This window comes from Pseudomonas sp. SK (assembly GCF_012975065.1).
In the GTDB taxonomy this organism is placed as follows: Bacteria; Pseudomonadota; Gammaproteobacteria; order Pseudomonadales; family Pseudomonadaceae; genus Aquipseudomonas; species Aquipseudomonas anuradhapurensis.
The window spans coordinates 3,922,260-3,937,447 of record NZ_CP051857.1; the positions used below are offsets into that span (position 1 = coordinate 3,922,260).

Below are 15,188 nucleotides of genomic sequence, written 5' to 3' on the forward strand. Positions count from 1 at the left end.
GCGCCCCCCTGACGAGACTCAGCCGTTGACGCGTTCGAAGATCTTCTCGATCTTTTCCTTGAGCACCTGGGCGGTGAACGGCTTGACCACATAGCCATTGACCCCGGCCTGGGCCGCTTCAATGATCTGGTCGCGCTTGGCCTCGGCGGTCACCATCAGTACCGGCATGGCTTTCAGCTTGTCGCTGGCACGCACCTTGCGCAGCAGGTCGATGCCGGACATGCCGGGCATGTTCCAGTCGGTCACCAGGAAATCGTAGTGGCCGTTCTCCAGCATCGGCAGCGCCGTGATGCCGTCATCGGCCTCCTCCGTGTTGGTGAAGCCCAGGTCACGCAACAGGTTCTTGATGATCCGCCGCATCGTCGAAAAGTCGTCAACGATGAGGATTTTCATGTCTTTGTTCAAGTAGACCTCCAAGCAGTCTCTAACGCGCTCGGCCCCGAGCACGCATTCAATCAATTGGGTACAACGTGGAAAACGACTGCAACGACACCGGGTTCAACGCGCCCGCCATTCGCCCAGGCGGCTGCGCAGGCGCGCGGCACACTGGCTGTGCAACTGGCTGACTCGCGACTCGCTGACCCCAAGCACCTCACCGATTTCCTTGAGGTTCAGCTCTTCGTCGTAGTACAGCGCCAGCACCAGGCGCTCACGCTCCGGCAGGTTGGCGATGGCCTCGGTCAGGGCCGCCTGGAAGCGCTCGTCCTCCAGGCCACGTGCAGGTTCGACCTGACCACTGGCACCATCCTCATGCAGCCCTTCGTGCTCGCCGTCCTGCAGCAGGTCGTCGAAGCTGAACAGGCGGCTGCCCAGGGTATCGTTCAAGATCCCGTAGTAATCATCGAGACTCAACTGGAGTTCGGCAGCAACTTCATGATCTTTAGCGTCACGCCCGGTTCTGGCCTCCACGGCACGCATCGCGTCACTGACCATGCGCGTGTTGCGGTGCACCGAACGTGGCGCCCAGTCTCCCTTGCGCACTTCGTCGAGCATGGCCCCACGAATACGGATACCGGCGTAGGTTTCAAAGCTGGCGCCCTTGCTGGCATCGTACTTGTTGGCCACTTCCAGCAGGCCGATCATGCCGGCCTGGATCAGGTCCTCGACCTGCACGTTGGCCGGCAATCGCGCCAACAGGTGGTAGGCGATGCGCTTGACCAACGGGGCGTAGCGCTCGATCAGCTCGTACTGCGCGTCTTTCGATGCTCGGCTGTACATCTTGAAACCACTCGCATTCATAACACGGGTCCCGCGCTGGTGGGTTGCACCAGGCGCTCGACAAAGAATTCCAGGTGACCGCGCGGGTTGGCCGGCAGCGGCCAGCTGTCGACCTTCTGCGCAATCGCCTTGAATGCCAGGGCGCACTTGGAGCGAGGGAAGGCTTCGTAGACGGCGCGCTGCTTCTGCACGGCCTTGCGCACGCATTCGTCATACGGCACGGCGCCCACGTACTGCAGGGCAACGTCGAGGAAGCGGTCGGTGACCTTGGTCAGCTTGGCAAACAGGTTGCGCCCTTCCTGCGGGCTCTGTGCCATGTTGGCCAGCACGCGGAAGCGGTTCATGCCGTAGTCGCGGTTGAGCAGCTTGATCAGGGCGTAGGCATCGGTGATCGAGGTGGGTTCGTCACACACCACCAGCAGCACTTCCTGGGCCGCGCGGACGAAGCTGACCACCGAGTCACCAATACCGGCAGCGGTGTCGATCACCAGCACGTCGAGGTTGTCGCCGATTTCGCTGAACGCCTGGATCAACCCGGCATGCTGGGCCGGGGCCAGGTGCACCATGCTCTGGGTGCCCGAGGCCGCCGGGACGATGCGCACACCGCCAGGGCCCTGCAGCATCACGTCACGCAGCTCGCAGCGCCCCTCGATGACATCGGCCAGGGTGCGCTTGGGCGTCAGGCCAAGCAACACGTCGACGTTGGCCAGGCCCAGGTCGGCGTCGAGCAGCATGACCCTGCGGCCAAGCTCGGCCAGCGCCAGAGACAAGTTCACTGAAACGTTAGTCTTGCCGACGCCACCTTTGCCACCGGTCACGGCGATCACCTGTACGGGATGCATGCTACCCATGTCTGTTATTTACCTTGTCTCGCTGGGACTCAGGCCACACGTGGGGCAATTCTGCGTACCCCTTGGCATAGCTACCTTGCACACGCTTCATCATCAACCCGCTCGCCGTGGGTTGTGATAGAGATCAGCGAACATGTCAGCCATGGCCTCTTCGCTGGGCTCGTCCTGCTGCTGCACATTGACCGCACGCGACACCAACTGGTGCCCTCGCGGCAGGTGCAGGTCGTCAGGAATGCGCGGCCCATCGGTCAGGTAGGCCACTGGCAGTTCATGACTGATGGCAAGGCTCAGGACATCACCAAGGCTTGCCGTTTCATCGAGTTTGGTCAGGATGCAGCCGGCCAGACCGCAGCGCTTGTAGCTGTGGTAGGCGGCGGTCAGCACCTGCTTCTGGCTGGTGGTGGCCAGGACCAGGTAGTTCTTCGCGGCAATGCCGCGCCCGGCCAGGGTTTCCAGTTGCATGCGCAGGGCCGGGTCGCTGGCCTGCAGGCCAGCGGTATCGATCAGCACCACGCGCTTGCGCAGCAGTGGCTCCAGCGCCGCAGCCAGTGACTGGCCAGGGTCGACGTAGGTCACCGGTACGTTGAGGATGCGGCCCAGGGTCTTGAGCTGCTCCTGGGCGCCGATGCGGAAGCTGTCCATGCTCACCAGCGCCAGGTTGTGGGCGCCGTACTTGAGTACGTAACGCGCGGCCAGCTTGGCCAAGGTGGTGGTCTTGCCCATGCCGGCAGGGCCGACCATGGCGATCACCCCGCCCTCTTCGATCGGCTCGATCTCGGGGATGTCGATCATCCGCGCCAGGTGCGCCAGCAGCATGCGCCAGGCTTGACGTGGTTCCTCGATGTCGGCGGTCAGGTCGAGCAGCTCACGGGCGATCGGCCCAGACAGGCCGATACGCTGCAGGCGGCGCCAGAGCGTGGCCTGCTGCGGCTTGCTGCCCTGCAGCTGGTTCCAGGCCAACGAGCCGAGCTGCACTTCCAGCAGCTCGCGCAGGCCAGACAGCTCGGAGCGCATGGCATCGACCAGGCGCGCATCGACCGGTGCCGCAGCCGGGGCTGCAGCGGCAGGCGCGGGGGCGTCGACGTGCGGTTCGATCAACGGCTCGGCGGCGGTCAGCGACTGCCCGGCGAACAATTGGCGGTTGTTGTCGCTGCTGTCCGGGCGGGGATCCAGCTCGGCACGGGCAGTGGCGATGCGCGTATGGGTCTTGCGCAGCTCTTCTTCCAGCTCGGCATTGGGCACACGCGGGGCCAGGGCGGACAGCTTGTAGTCCAGCGCAGCCGTCAGTTCGACACCTCCGGCGATGCGGCGGTTGCCGATGATGGCGGCATCAGCGCCCAGCTCATCACGGACCAGCTTCATGGCCTGACGCATATCGGCGGCGAAAAATCGCTTAACTTGCATTATCCACTACCTCAGCCGTTAGGGCCCACGGTGGCAACGATGGTGACTTGCTTGTTGTCCGGTATTTCCTGATACGCCAGAACATGCAAATTCGGTACAGCCAGGCGACCGAAACGCGACAGCATGGCGCGGATCGGGCCGGCGACCAGGAGGATGGCCGGCTGGCCCTGCATCTCCTGGCGCTGGGCCGCTTCGATCAGCGAACGCTGCAGCTTCTCGGCCATGCTCGGCTCCAGAAGAACACCGTCTTCCTGACCTTGCCCGGCCCTTTGCAGACTATTGAGCAAAATCTGTTCCAACCTTGGCTCCAGAGTAATCACTGGCAGCTCGGACTCAACGCCGACAATGCTTTGCACGATGGCGCGACACAATCCGACGCGCACCGCCGCCACCAGCGCGGCGGTATCTTGACTCTTGCTGGCGTTGTTGGCGATCGCCTCGGCAATGCTGCGAATATCGCGCACCGGCACCTGCTCCGACAACAGCGCTTGCAGCACCTTGAGCAGGCCCGACAAGGAAATGACACCTGGCACCAGCTCCTCGGCAAGTTTAGGCGATGCCTTGGCCAGCACCTGGAGCAATTGCTGGACTTCTTCGTGGCCGATCAGCTCGTGACAGTGCTTCTGCAGAATCTGGTTGAGGTGGGTGGCCACCACGGTACTGGCATCGACCACGGTATAGCCCAGCGACTGCGCCTGGGCGCGCTGGCCGACGTCGATCCACACCGCTTCCAGGCCAAACGCCGGGTCCCGCGCGGCGATGCCGTTGAGGGTACCGAACACCTGGCCAGGGTTGATGGCCAGCTCACGGTCCGGGTAGATCTCTGCCTCGGCCAGGATCACCCCCATCAGGGTCAGGCGATAGGCGCTGGGCTGCAGGTCGAGGTTGTCACGGATGTGCACGGTGGGCATGAGGAAGCCGAGGTCTTGCGAGAGCTTCTTGCGCACGCCCTTGATCCGCGCCAGCAACTGGCCACCCTGGTTGCGGTCGACCAGCGGAATCAGCCGGTAGCCGACCTCCAGGCCAATCATGTCGATCGGTGTTACGTCATCCCAGCCCAGCTCCTTGGTTTCCTGCGCACGCTGCGGCGAAGGCAGCAGGTCCTGCTGGCGCTGTGCTTCCCTCTGCGCCTCGAGCTTGGCCTTCTGCTGCTTCTTCCACACCAGGTAGGCGCCACCGCCGGCCAGCAGGCCGAGGCTGAGGAAGGCAATATGCGGCATGCCTGGCACCAGGCCCATGACGATCATCAGCGCCCCGGACACCGCCAGGGCCTTGGGCGAATCGAACATCTGCCGGTTGATCAGCTTGCCCATGTCCTCGGAGCCCGAGGCGCGGGTGACCATGATGGCGGCGGCGGTGGACAGCAGCAGGGACGGCAGCTGCGCCACCAAACCGTCACCGATGGTCAGCAAGGCGTATACCTTGCCGGCATCGCCGAAGCTCATGCCGTGCTGCAGCATACCGATGAGCATGCCACCGATCAGGTTGATGAACAGGATCAGCAGGCCGGCGATGGCGTCACCGCGGACGAACTTGCTGGCACCGTCCATCGAACCGTAGAACTCGGCCTCCTGGGCCACCTCGGCACGGCGGTGCTTGGCCTGGGCCTGGTCGATCAGGCCGGCGTTGAGGTCGGCATCGATGGCCATCTGCTTGCCGGGCATGGCATCCAGGGTAAACCGCGCGCTCACTTCCGAGATCCGCCCGGCGCCCTTGGTCACCACCACGAAGTTGATGATCATGAGGATGGCGAACACCACGGCACCGACCACATAGTTACCGCCGATCACCACCTCGCCGAAGGCCTGGATCACCTTGCCGGCAGCGCCGTGGCCCTCCTGGCCATGCAGCATCACCACGCGGGTGGAGGCCACGTTCAGGGCCAGGCGCAACAGCGTGGCCACCAGCAGGATGGTGGGGAACGCGGCGAAGTCGAGCGGGCGCAGGGCGTACACGCAGACCAGCAGCACCACGATCGACAGGGCGATGTTGAAGGTGAAGAACACGTCGAGCAGGAACGGTGGTATCGGCAACATCATCATTGCCAACATCACCAGCAGCAACAGCGGCACGCCCAGGTTGCCCCGGCCGAGCCCGGCCAGGTTGTGACGGGCGTTGCTGATTAACTGAGTGCGATCCACCACGAGTCCTCTTGATGCAAAACTTTGACGCCCCGGGGGCGCCTGGGCGTGGCTTTGCAAGAAGCTTTCCAACTTTGTCGGGCTTCAGAGATTTAGTGCCTGTGGGAGCGAGCGCCGCCCGCGCGGCGCATCGCGGATGAAATCCGCTCCTACATTTGTTGCAACGTGACCATGCCTGTGAGGCCATGGTTGTCAGCGGGTTTGCAAGGCTCAAGACCGGCACCAAGGCAGGCGGCCATGGCGTAACAGGTTCGGCACGTTGCAACAAATGTAGGAGCGGATTTCATCCGCGATGCGCCGCGCGGGCGGCGCTCGATCTCACAGGCGCCAAATGCTTAAAGGCGGGCACCTGTCAGCTGTCACGCCGCAGGTCCGGCGGAATCGGCAGGTCGTCCTTCAGAGGCTCCGGCCGCTTGCCCTTGCCAGCGCGGTACTGGCGGATCTGGAACACATAGGCCAGCACCTGCGCCACCGCCAGGTACAAGCCGGCAGGAATTTCCTGCTCCAGCTCGGTGGAGTAATAAATCGCCCGCGCCAACGCCGGCGACTCAAGAATCTGGATCTTGTGCTCCGCGCCAATCTCGCGAATCTTCAAGGCAATGAAATCGGTCCCCTTGGCCAGCAACAAGGGCGCCGCGCCACCCTTCTCCGGGTCATACTGCAAGGCCACCGCATAGTGCGTGGGGTTGGTGATGATCACGTCGGCCTGCGGCACCGCCGCCATCATCCGCCGCTGCGACACTTCGCGCTGCAGCTGGCGAATACGCTGCTTGACCTCGGGCTTGCCCTCGCTGTCCTTGTACTCGTCCTTGATTTCCTGCTTGGTCATCTTCAGCTTCTTGTGCGTCTGCCAAAGCTGGAACGGCACGTCCGCCGCGGCGATCAACAGCAACCCGGCCGACATCCACAACGCACTCCAACCCACCACCTGCAGGCTATGGATGATCGCCTGCTCCAGCGGCTCGTTGGCAATCGACAGCAGGGCCTGGCGGTCATTGGCCAATACCACCACCGCTACCACCAGAATCACGAAGAACTTGGCCAGCGCCTTGAGCAGCTCGGTCAGGGCATGCATGGAGAACATGCGCTTGATCCCCGACAGCGGGTTCATGCGGCTGAACTTGGGCTGCAGCAGGCTGCCCGAGAACAAGAACCCACTGAGGGCAATCGGGGCCACGAAGGAAACCACGAACAGCAGGATCATGACCGGCTGCACCGCCCATATCGCCATCTTGCCCGAGGCCAGCAGGAAAGCCCCCATGGCCCGCTCGTCGACAATGATGTCGCGGGTCAGGCTGAAGTTCATGCGCATCATCGCCAGCAGCGTCTCGGCCAGGTAGCCACCAAACGCCAGCAGGCCACCGGCACCGGCGAGGGTCACCGCCACCGTGTTCAGTTCCTTGGAACGCGCGATCTCGCCTTTCTCGCGAGCATCGCGCTTGCGCTTGTCGGTGGGCTCTTCGGTCTTGTCCTGGCCGCTCTCGCTTTCTGCCATGCTCAGCGCGCCCTCGCCAGTTCACGCAGCCATTGCAGCGCTTCGCTGGCCAATGCCTGGTAGTGGGACAATATATCGGCCAGGCCGACCCAGAAGATGAACATGCCCAGGACCAGGGTCAGCGGGAAGCCGATGGAGAAGATGTTCAGCTGCGGCGCGGCACGGGTCATCACGCCGAAGGCGATGTTGACCACCAGCAACGCAGCAATCACCGGCAGGATCAGCAGCAGCCCGGCAGCGAATACCCACCCCAGGCGCCCGGCAAGTTCCCAGAAATGGTTGACCACCAGCGCATTGCCCACCGGCAAGGTGGTGAAACTTTCCGTCAGCACCTCGAACACCACCAGGTGGCCGTTCATCAACAGGAACAGGATGCTCACCAGCATGGTCATGAACTGGCTGACCACGGTGACGTTGACGCCGTTGCCCGGGTCGACCATCGAGGCGAACGCCATGCCCATCTGCACCGCGACGATCTGCCCGGCAACCACGAACGCCTGAAACAGCAGTTGCAGGGCCAGGCCGAACAACGCGCCGACGATGATCTGCTCGGCGCACAGCAGCAGGCCGCGCAGGCTCAGCGGGTCGAACTCGGGCAGCGGCGGCAGCGCCGGCACGATCACCACGGTAATCGCCAACGCCACGTACAGGCGCACCCGCGCCGGGAGCATGCGGGTACCGAAAATCGGCATGGTCATCAGCACCGCCGTCACCCTGAACAACGGCAGGATGAAGGTAGCGACCCAGGTGCCGATCTGCGTGTCGGTCAGCTCGAGCATTGCCAGGTCAACCGATCAGCTGCGGGATATTGGTGTACAGCGCGGTGATGTATTCCATGAACTTCTGTACCAGCCAAGGCCCGGCAACGATCAGCGTGACCAGCATCACCAGCAGGCGTGGCAGAAAGCTCAAGGTCTGTTCGTTGATTTGCGTGGCAGCCTGGAACATGGCCACCACCAGGCCCACCAGCAGGCTCGGCACCACCAGCACGGCCACCATCAAGGTGGTCAGCCACAAGGCATCGCGGAACAGGTCGACAGCGACTTCAGGGGTCATCGGCGGCTCTCCTTGACGGCGTCAGACGCCGCCGAAACTGCTGGCCAGGGTGCCCATGATCAGCGCCCAGCCATCCACCAGCACGAACAGCATGATCTTGAACGGCAACGAAATGATCAGCGGCGACAGCATCATCATGCCCATGGCCATCAGCACACTGGCCACCACCATGTCGATGATCAGGAACGGGATGAAGATCATGAAACCGATCTGGAACGCGGTCTTCAGCTCGGAGGTGACGAACGCCGGCACCAGGATCGTCAGCGGGACCTGGTCCGGGCCGGCGATGTCGGTGCGCTTGGACAGGCGCATGAACAGGTCGAGGTCGCTTTGCCGGGTTTGCGCCAGCATGAAGTCCTTGAGCGGCCCCTGGGCCTTGTCGATGGCCTGCTGGGCGGTCATCTGCTCCTTCAGGTACGGCTGCAGCGCATCCTGGTTCACCCGGTCGAACACCGGCGCCATGATGAACATGGTGAGGAACAGCGCCATGCCGGTGAGCAGCTGGTTCGATGGCGTCTGCTGCAGGCCCAGGGCCTGGCGCAGGATCGAGAACACGATGATGATGCGGGTGAAGCTGGTCATCAGGATGACGAACGCCGGGATGAAGCTGAGCGCCGTCATGATCAGCAGGATCTGCAGGCTGACCGAATATTCCTGCTGCCCGTCCGCGGTATTGGACAGGGTGATGGCCGGGATCGACAGCGGGTCGGCGGCCAGGGCCAGTGGCGCAGCCAGCAGCAGCGCCAGTATCAACAACAAACGCAGCGCGCCGCTCATCACTTCTTGTCCTTAGGGTCCTTGCCCATCAGCTCCATCAGCCGCTGGGCGAACTCCGGCGTCGCCTGGCGGGCGCTTTCCGGTACTTCCACGGGTTCGGCCAGCACATGCAACGCCTCGATGCTGCCAGGGGTATGGCCGATCAGGATCTGCGCCTTGCCCACCTGCACCAGCAACAGGCGATCACGCGGGCCGATGGCCCGGCTGCCGACAATCTCGATCACCTGCCCGCCCTTCACCGCAGCCCCTTGCATGCGCCGCAGCAGCCAGGCCAGGAAGAAAATCAGGCCGACCACCAGCAGCAGGCCGAAAACCATCTGCGCCAGCTGCCCGCCGAGGCTGCCAGGGGCAGCCGCAGGGGTTGCCGTCGGGGTGGCCGCGGCCAGGCAGGCCTGGCTGGCAAGCAGCGCGGCGAACGCCAGGCAGGCGCGCATCGTGCCCTTCACTCAGCGCAGCTTCTTGATACGTTCGCTGGGGCTGATCACGTCGGTCAGGCGGATGCCGAACTTCTCGTTGACCACCACCACTTCGCCATGGGCGATCAGCGTGCCGTTGACCAGCACATCGAGCGGCTCACCGGCCAGGCGGTCCAGCTCGATGACCGAACCCTGGTTGAGCTGCAGCAGGTTGCGGATGTTGATCTCGGTGCTGCCCACTTCCATGGAAATGTTCACCGGAATATCCAGGATCACGTCCAGGTTCGGGCCTTCGAGGCTGACGTTCTCGCTCGGCTTCGGCGAGCTGGCGAACTCTTCCATCGGCAAGCGCCCCGGGCCGCCGACGCTGCTGGCGGTGTCGCCACCCAGCAGCGCATCGATGTCGGCCTGGCCAGCTGCACCGGTTTCTTCCAGCGCTGCAGCCCATTCATCGGCCAGCGCCTGGTCCTCTGGGGAGGTGATCTCGTTTTCGTTAGCCATGATTTCCTCGACAGGCATTCAATACGTTATGAGCGACCGGCGCGCCATCAGCGGCGTTCGATCGGGTCGATGATCTGCAGCGCCAGGTTGCCCTTGTGCGAACCCAGGCGCGCCTTGAACGAAGGCACGCCGTTGGCGCGCAACACCAGGTGTTCAGGCAGCTCCACCGGAATCACGTCGCCAGGCTGCATGTGCAGGATGTCGCGCAGCTTCAGCTGGCGCCGGGCAACCGTGGCGCTCACCGGCACGGCAACGTCCAGCACGTCCTCGCGCAGGGCCTTGACCCAGCGCTCGTCCTGGTCGTCCAGGTCGGACTGGAAGCCGGCATCGAGCATTTCCCGCACCGGCTCGATCATCGAGTACGGCATGGTCACGTGCAGGTCGCCGCCACCGCCGTCCAGTTCGATGTGGAAGGTCGATACCACCACCGCCTCGCTGGGGCCGACAATGTTGGCCATGGCCGGGTTGACCTCCGAGTTCATGTACTCGAAGGTGACCGGCATGATCGCCTGCCAGGCTTCCCGCAAGTCGACGAAACACTGGTCCAGCACCATGCGCACCACGCGCAGCTCGGTGGGGGTGAACTCGCGGCCTTCGATCTTGGCGTGACGGCCGTCGCCGCCAAAGAAGTTGTCGACCAGCTTGAACACCAGCTTGGCATCGAGGATGAACAGCGCGGTGCCGCGCAGCGGCTTGATCTTGACCAGGTTGAGGCTGGTCGGCACGTACAGCGAATGCACGTACTCGCCGAACTTCATCACCTGCACGCCACCCACCGCCACGTCGGCGGAGCGGCGCAGCAGGTTGAACATGCTGATCCGGGTGTAACGGGCAAAGCGCTCGTTGATCATTTCCAGGGTCGGCATGCGACCCCGCACGATACGGTCCTGGCTGGTCAGGTCGTAGCTTTTGATGCTGCCAGGCTCGGTGGCACTCTCGGTCTGCACCAGCCCGTCGTCGACGCCATGCAACAAGGCATCGATTTCATCCTGGGACAGCAGGTCCTGTACGGCCATTGCGGACTCCTACTGCAATACGAAATTGGTGAACAGCAGCTGGTCGACGACCGGCTTGCCGACTTCCTTCTGCGCCACTTCCTGAACCACTGCGGTGGCCTTCTGGCGCAGCATCTCCTGCCCGACCGGGCTGCCGGCCAAGGTATCGAAGCCCTGCCCGGAGAACATCATCACCAGGTTGTTGCGGATCACCGGCATGTGCACCTTGAGGGCATCCAGGTCGGCCTGGTTGCGCGCCTGCATGGTAATGCTCACCTGCATGTAGCGCTGGCGACCGTTCTGGTTGAAGTTGACCACGAAGGCCGGGGCCAGCGGCTCGTAGATCGCCGCAGGCTTGACGTTACCGGCGATTGCCTCGGCGGCCGGGGCAGGCTCGCTCTTGTGCATGATGAACCAGGTAGCGCCCACCGAAAGGCCGATCGCCAGCAACAGGCCGACGACCGCCAGCAGGATCAGCTTGAGTTTGCCTTTAGTGGCGGGGTCTTTGACTGCTTCGCTTTTCGCCATGCCAATAATCCGTCGTCCATCGGGGGTTCAAGGGAGGATGGCTTGGCTTGAGCAAGTGTTATGCCAGATTTGGCATTGAGGGATCTTGCGCCTGCGAAATCGAGCGCCGCCCGCGCGGCGCATCGCGGATAAATCCGCTCCCACATTTGTTGCAACGTGCCGAACCTGTGACGCCATGGTTGCCAGCCTTGGCGCTTGACTTGAGCCTTGCCAGCCGGCTGACAACCATGGCCTCACAGGCATGGCCACGCTGCAACCAATGTAGGAGCGGATTTATCCGCGATGCGCCGCGCGGGCGGCGCTGGCCCTCAAAAGCGCCGCAAAACCCAAGGCATACACCCCGACATCAGGCGTAGTAATCGACCGCACTGTCACCGATAACCAGTTGCTGCTCCACCGGCCGGCTGCTGTCGGCGCTCTCGGTACCGCCCTGCTCTGCCTGCCGCGCCGCCACCCCGGACAACTGGCTGCCCTGGGCCTGCGCCTGCTGTTGCTGCTGTTGCTGCCCACGCGACTGGTCGGCCACGTTGACATCCGGCTGGGCCAGGCCTTGCTGGGTGAACAGTTCGCGCAGGCGATGCACCTGGCTGTCGAGGGCGTCACGCACGCCGGCGTGGCCACTGATGAAGGTGATCTGGGTCGACTGGTCCGTCGCAACATTGACGCGAATGTCCAACCGACCAAGCTCTGCCGGCTCCAACTGGATGTCCGCCGACTTGAGGTTCTGGCTGGACAGGTACATGACCCGGTTGACCAGGCCCTCGGCCCAGGCGTTCTGGTTCATTGGCAGCGGCTGGTGCAACGGGCTGGCATTGGCTGGCACGGCGTTGGCGGTCTTGGCCGTGGCGGCCTGGGTCAGGTTGGCCAGGCGGTTGGCGAAATCATCCACGCGGGTATCGCTGCTGGCGCTCTTGGTGTCCTTCAAGCCATCTTCGAGCAAGGCACCGAAGGCCTTGTCACCAGGCTCGCCGGCATCAGCCGCGCCCGCCGAATCGCCCACGGCATCCTGCACCAGGTTCGCCAAGGTATTGACGGCCACAGGCGCATCGTCAGCTTGGGCCGAGGCCGGGTCCTGGGCATGGACCGAGGTTGTCCCTTTGGCCTGGGCACTGTGTTCCAGGGCCAGGCGCAAGGTGGGCAGGTTGGCCAGCGGGTCGGCGTCGGGGTCGAAGGTTTCCTCGGCGGCCGGCGCTGCAGGCGCCGCGACCGTGGGCTGCGCCGTGGCGGCCTGCAGCACCGGTGCCACGGTCTCGGCCTGGGCCTGGATCAGTTGCGCGCCGGGCTGGGCGTCGGTGACCTGGCCGGCCACCAGGCTGGCATCGCGCATGTCGGTGTCGGCCTGCAGCGGGGCCTGGCCGTCGGCTGGCAAGGGTTTGCCGTCATCGGCAACAGCGGGCGTGTCGGCGGGCTCGGCCTTGCCGCCTGGTGCCGCTTCGGCTTTGTCCTTGGGCTTGGCCTGGGCGACCTTGTCATCCTGCCCGGCAGCCTTGTCCCGGCCCTGCCTGGCCATTACCTGACCAAAGCCGGCGCCCTTGTCCGCCGGTGCCTGCAGCGCTTTGTCGGCCTGTGCGGCGGGCGAACGCGAGGTGTTGGCAATGGCGTTGGCTTGCAACAATGGGTTGGGTGCGACAGGCATCGAGCGGTCTCCGCGCCAGGAACAAAAAAGACATCCAGGCAGAGCAAAGCAAGACTCGCGCCAAGTTGCCCTGTCAACCGGTCAAAATACGTTGCTGCTCGCCCCGGTAGAAATGCTGCACCTCAAGGAACTCCCGATCGATACGGGAAATCAGGTCTTCAATGCCATACAGCGGGGGCCGCCGCGCGCGCTCCTCCAGCTGCTGGCACAGGCCGGCCAAGGCAACGGCGCCCATGTTGCTGCTGCTGCCCTTGAAGCTGTGCGCGACCGTACTGAGTTCCTCGGCACTTCTGGCCGCGTGCAACTGGCTCAGGCGCCGCTCGGAATCGTCGAGGAAGGTCTGCACCAGTTGCAGATAGCCATCCTCCATGACTTCACGCAGGTCGCTGAGTACCTTTTGGTCAATATGCATGTCAGTCACTTGTTCACTCCCTTGATCAAGCCAGATTATGCCCGAGCCAGCCCATGGCTCACCAGACGAACTCCACCTGCGCGCACCGCCCGCCTTCGCTCCAGCGCGCACTGCTGGCCAGCCGCTGGACCAGGTTCAGCCCACGCCCACTCAGGCGCCGCTCCAGCGCAGGCTGCGCCAGCGTCCGCTGCACATCGAACCCGGCACCGCTGTCGCGAACCTCGATCATCAGACGCCCGCCGTCGCCAAGCGGTTCAACCCTGAACTGGATACGCACGTAGCCGTCGGTCAGTTGCATCAGGCGCCGCGCGCGTTCCTCGTAGTAGGCGGCAAAACCCTGGACATCGCGCTTGAGCCGCGAGTCCAGGCCCAGCACGCCGTGCTCCAGGGCGTTGGAATACAGCTCGCTGAGCACGCTGTGCAGGTTGCCGGTGCGCGCCCGCAGGCCATGGATTTCCTGCAATAACTGCACCAGATAGGGCACCGGGTCGAAGCGCTTGAGGCTCTCGCCGCGCACCTCGAACTGCAACGACCAGTCCAGCGGGCTGGAGCGGCCGCTGTCAGAGTAGAGGGTCGGCGCCGGTACCCGTTCCTCGGCGCTGAACATGCGAATGTCGCACAGGCTGATGTCATCGCGCGGGCATCCGCCAAAGCGTTCCAGGGCCTGCATCACTTCGTCGAACAGGCGCGCCGGGTCACGGTTGTCGGCCAGCACCTGGTGCAGGCGCTGCACGCCGAACAGGCGCTCCTGGTCGTCGGCGGTATCGATCACGCCGTCCGACAGCAGCAGCACGCGCTCGCCCGGCGCCAGCGGCAGCACCTCGGTGGTATCGTCGAAACGCTCGGCGGGCAGAATACCCAGCGGCAGGTGTCGCGAACGCAACGCCGACAGCACCTGCCCCTGCACCGACAGGCGATAGCCATCGGGCATGCCGCCGTTCCACACTTCCACCGAACCGCGCTGCATGTTGAGGTCGAGCAGCAGCGCACAACAGAACATGTCCACCGGCAGGATGCGCTTGAGCTTGGCGTTCATCTCGCGCAGGATTTGCGCGATGCCATAGCCCTTGGCGGTCATGCCATAGAACACTTCGGCCAGCGGCATGGCACCTACCGCCGCCGGCAGGCCATGCCCGGTGAAATCACCGAGCAGCACGCGCATGTCACCGGACGGCGTGAAAGCGGCCAGCATCAGGTCGCCATTGAACAGCGCATAGGGCGACTGCAAGTAGCGGATGTTGGGCGCGGCCAGGCAGCCGGAGTGGGCCACCTTGTCGAATACCGCCTTGGCTACCCGCTGCTCGTTGAGCAGATGGTGGTGATGCCCGGCAATCTCGTCGCGCTGCTCCAGCACGGTGGCCTGCAACCGGCGCAAGCGGTCCATGGCGCGGATCTTGGCGCCGAGTATCACGGCACTGTAGGGTTTGGCCATGAAGTCATCGCCACCGGCCTCCAGGCAGCGTACCAGGCCCTCTTCTTCGTTCAGCGAAGTCAGGAAAATGATCGGCACCAGCGCTTCGCCGGCCAGGGCCTTGATCTGCCGCGCCGCCTCGAAACCATCCATCACCGGCATCAGCGCATCCAGCAGCACCAGCTGCGGGCGCTGCTCGATGAACAGCGCAACCGCCTGTTCACCGTTTTCCGCAGTGAATACCTGATGACCCTGACGACGGACGATCTGCGCCAGCAGCAGGCGGTCGGCGGCCCCGTCCTCGGCGACCAGCACGGTCAACGCCTGTTCGGCCGGCATGTCGGCGC

Annotated in this window: 16 protein-coding genes; all 16 read right to left on the bottom strand. The window is 64.0% G+C overall.

What is annotated here, in order from left to right; genetic code table 11:
- Window positions 1-18: 18 nt before the first annotated feature.
- Window positions 19-393, bottom strand: a complete 375-nt coding sequence (locus HG549_RS18015; RefSeq protein WP_170031088.1) for a chemotaxis response regulator CheY — start codon at window positions 391-393, stop codon at window positions 19-21.
- A gap of 105 nt (window positions 394-498) precedes the next feature.
- Entirely contained in the window at window positions 499-1,239 is a 741-nt protein-coding gene (fliA, locus tag HG549_RS18020) for an RNA polymerase sigma factor FliA (RefSeq protein ID WP_046614576.1), read from the bottom strand.
- On the bottom strand, window positions 1,236-2,078 hold the full coding sequence (gene fleN / locus HG549_RS18025) for a flagellar synthesis regulator FleN (RefSeq protein ID WP_170034241.1): 843 nt from the start codon (window positions 2,076-2,078) through the stop codon (window positions 1,236-1,238). Before fleN ends, fliA begins: the two co-directional genes overlap by 4 nt.
- Before the next feature lie 84 nt (window positions 2,079-2,162).
- Complete coding sequence (gene flhF / locus HG549_RS18030; protein WP_170031089.1) at window positions 2,163-3,473, bottom strand: flagellar biosynthesis protein FlhF; 1,311 nt, start codon at window positions 3,471-3,473, stop codon at window positions 2,163-2,165.
- An 11-nt stretch (window positions 3,474-3,484) separates the two neighbouring features.
- A complete protein-coding gene (flhA, locus tag HG549_RS18035) occupies window positions 3,485-5,614 on the bottom strand; it encodes a flagellar biosynthesis protein FlhA (RefSeq protein WP_170031090.1) in 2,130 nt (709 codons plus the stop codon).
- A 352-nt stretch (window positions 5,615-5,966) separates the two neighbouring features.
- Window positions 5,967-7,109, bottom strand: a complete 1,143-nt coding sequence (gene flhB / locus HG549_RS18040; RefSeq protein WP_170031091.1) for a flagellar biosynthesis protein FlhB — start codon at window positions 7,107-7,109, stop codon at window positions 5,967-5,969.
- A gap of 2 nt (window positions 7,110-7,111) precedes the next feature.
- On the bottom strand, window positions 7,112-7,888 hold the full coding sequence (gene fliR, locus HG549_RS18045) for a flagellar biosynthetic protein FliR (RefSeq protein WP_170031092.1): 777 nt from the start codon (window positions 7,886-7,888) through the stop codon (window positions 7,112-7,114).
- A gap of 7 nt (window positions 7,889-7,895) precedes the next feature.
- Window positions 7,896-8,165 carry a flagellar biosynthesis protein FliQ gene (gene fliQ, locus HG549_RS18050; protein WP_170031093.1) on the bottom strand — a complete coding sequence of 90 codons (270 nt, stop codon included), beginning with the start codon at window positions 8,163-8,165 and terminating at the stop codon, window positions 7,896-7,898.
- 21 nt (window positions 8,166-8,186) lie between these two features.
- Window positions 8,187-8,942 (bottom strand): flagellar type III secretion system pore protein FliP, encoded by a 756-nt coding sequence (fliP, locus tag HG549_RS18055; protein ID WP_170031094.1) that lies wholly within the window; start codon window positions 8,940-8,942, stop codon window positions 8,187-8,189.
- Entirely contained in the window at window positions 8,942-9,376 is a 435-nt protein-coding gene (gene fliO / locus HG549_RS18060; protein WP_170034243.1) for a flagellar biosynthetic protein FliO, read from the bottom strand. Before fliO ends, fliP begins: the two co-directional genes overlap by 1 nt.
- 12 nt (window positions 9,377-9,388) lie before the next feature.
- Window positions 9,389-9,859, bottom strand: a complete 471-nt coding sequence (gene fliN / locus HG549_RS18065) for a flagellar motor switch protein FliN (RefSeq protein WP_170031095.1) — start codon at window positions 9,857-9,859, stop codon at window positions 9,389-9,391.
- 47 nt (window positions 9,860-9,906) lie between these two features.
- The gene (fliM, locus tag HG549_RS18070; RefSeq protein ID WP_170031096.1) at window positions 9,907-10,875 is read right to left on the bottom strand and encodes a flagellar motor switch protein FliM; all 969 of its coding nucleotides are present in this window, start codon (window positions 10,873-10,875) and stop codon (window positions 9,907-9,909) included.
- A 9-nt stretch (window positions 10,876-10,884) separates the two neighbouring features.
- Complete coding sequence (gene fliL, locus HG549_RS18075; protein ID WP_170031097.1) at window positions 10,885-11,382, bottom strand: flagellar basal body-associated protein FliL; 498 nt, start codon at window positions 11,380-11,382, stop codon at window positions 10,885-10,887.
- A gap of 346 nt (window positions 11,383-11,728) precedes the next feature.
- Window positions 11,729-13,018 carry a flagellar hook-length control protein FliK gene (locus HG549_RS18080; RefSeq protein ID WP_170031098.1) on the bottom strand — a complete coding sequence of 430 codons (1,290 nt, stop codon included), beginning with the start codon at window positions 13,016-13,018 and terminating at the stop codon, window positions 11,729-11,731.
- A 73-nt stretch (window positions 13,019-13,091) separates the two neighbouring features.
- A complete protein-coding gene (locus HG549_RS18085) occupies window positions 13,092-13,439 on the bottom strand; it encodes an Hpt domain-containing protein (RefSeq protein ID WP_170031099.1) in 348 nt (115 codons plus the stop codon).
- 49 nt (window positions 13,440-13,488) lie between these two features.
- Complete coding sequence (locus HG549_RS18090) at window positions 13,489-15,180, bottom strand: fused response regulator/phosphatase (protein WP_170031101.1); 1,692 nt, start codon at window positions 15,178-15,180, stop codon at window positions 13,489-13,491.
- Window positions 15,181-15,188: the final 8 nt, after the last annotated feature.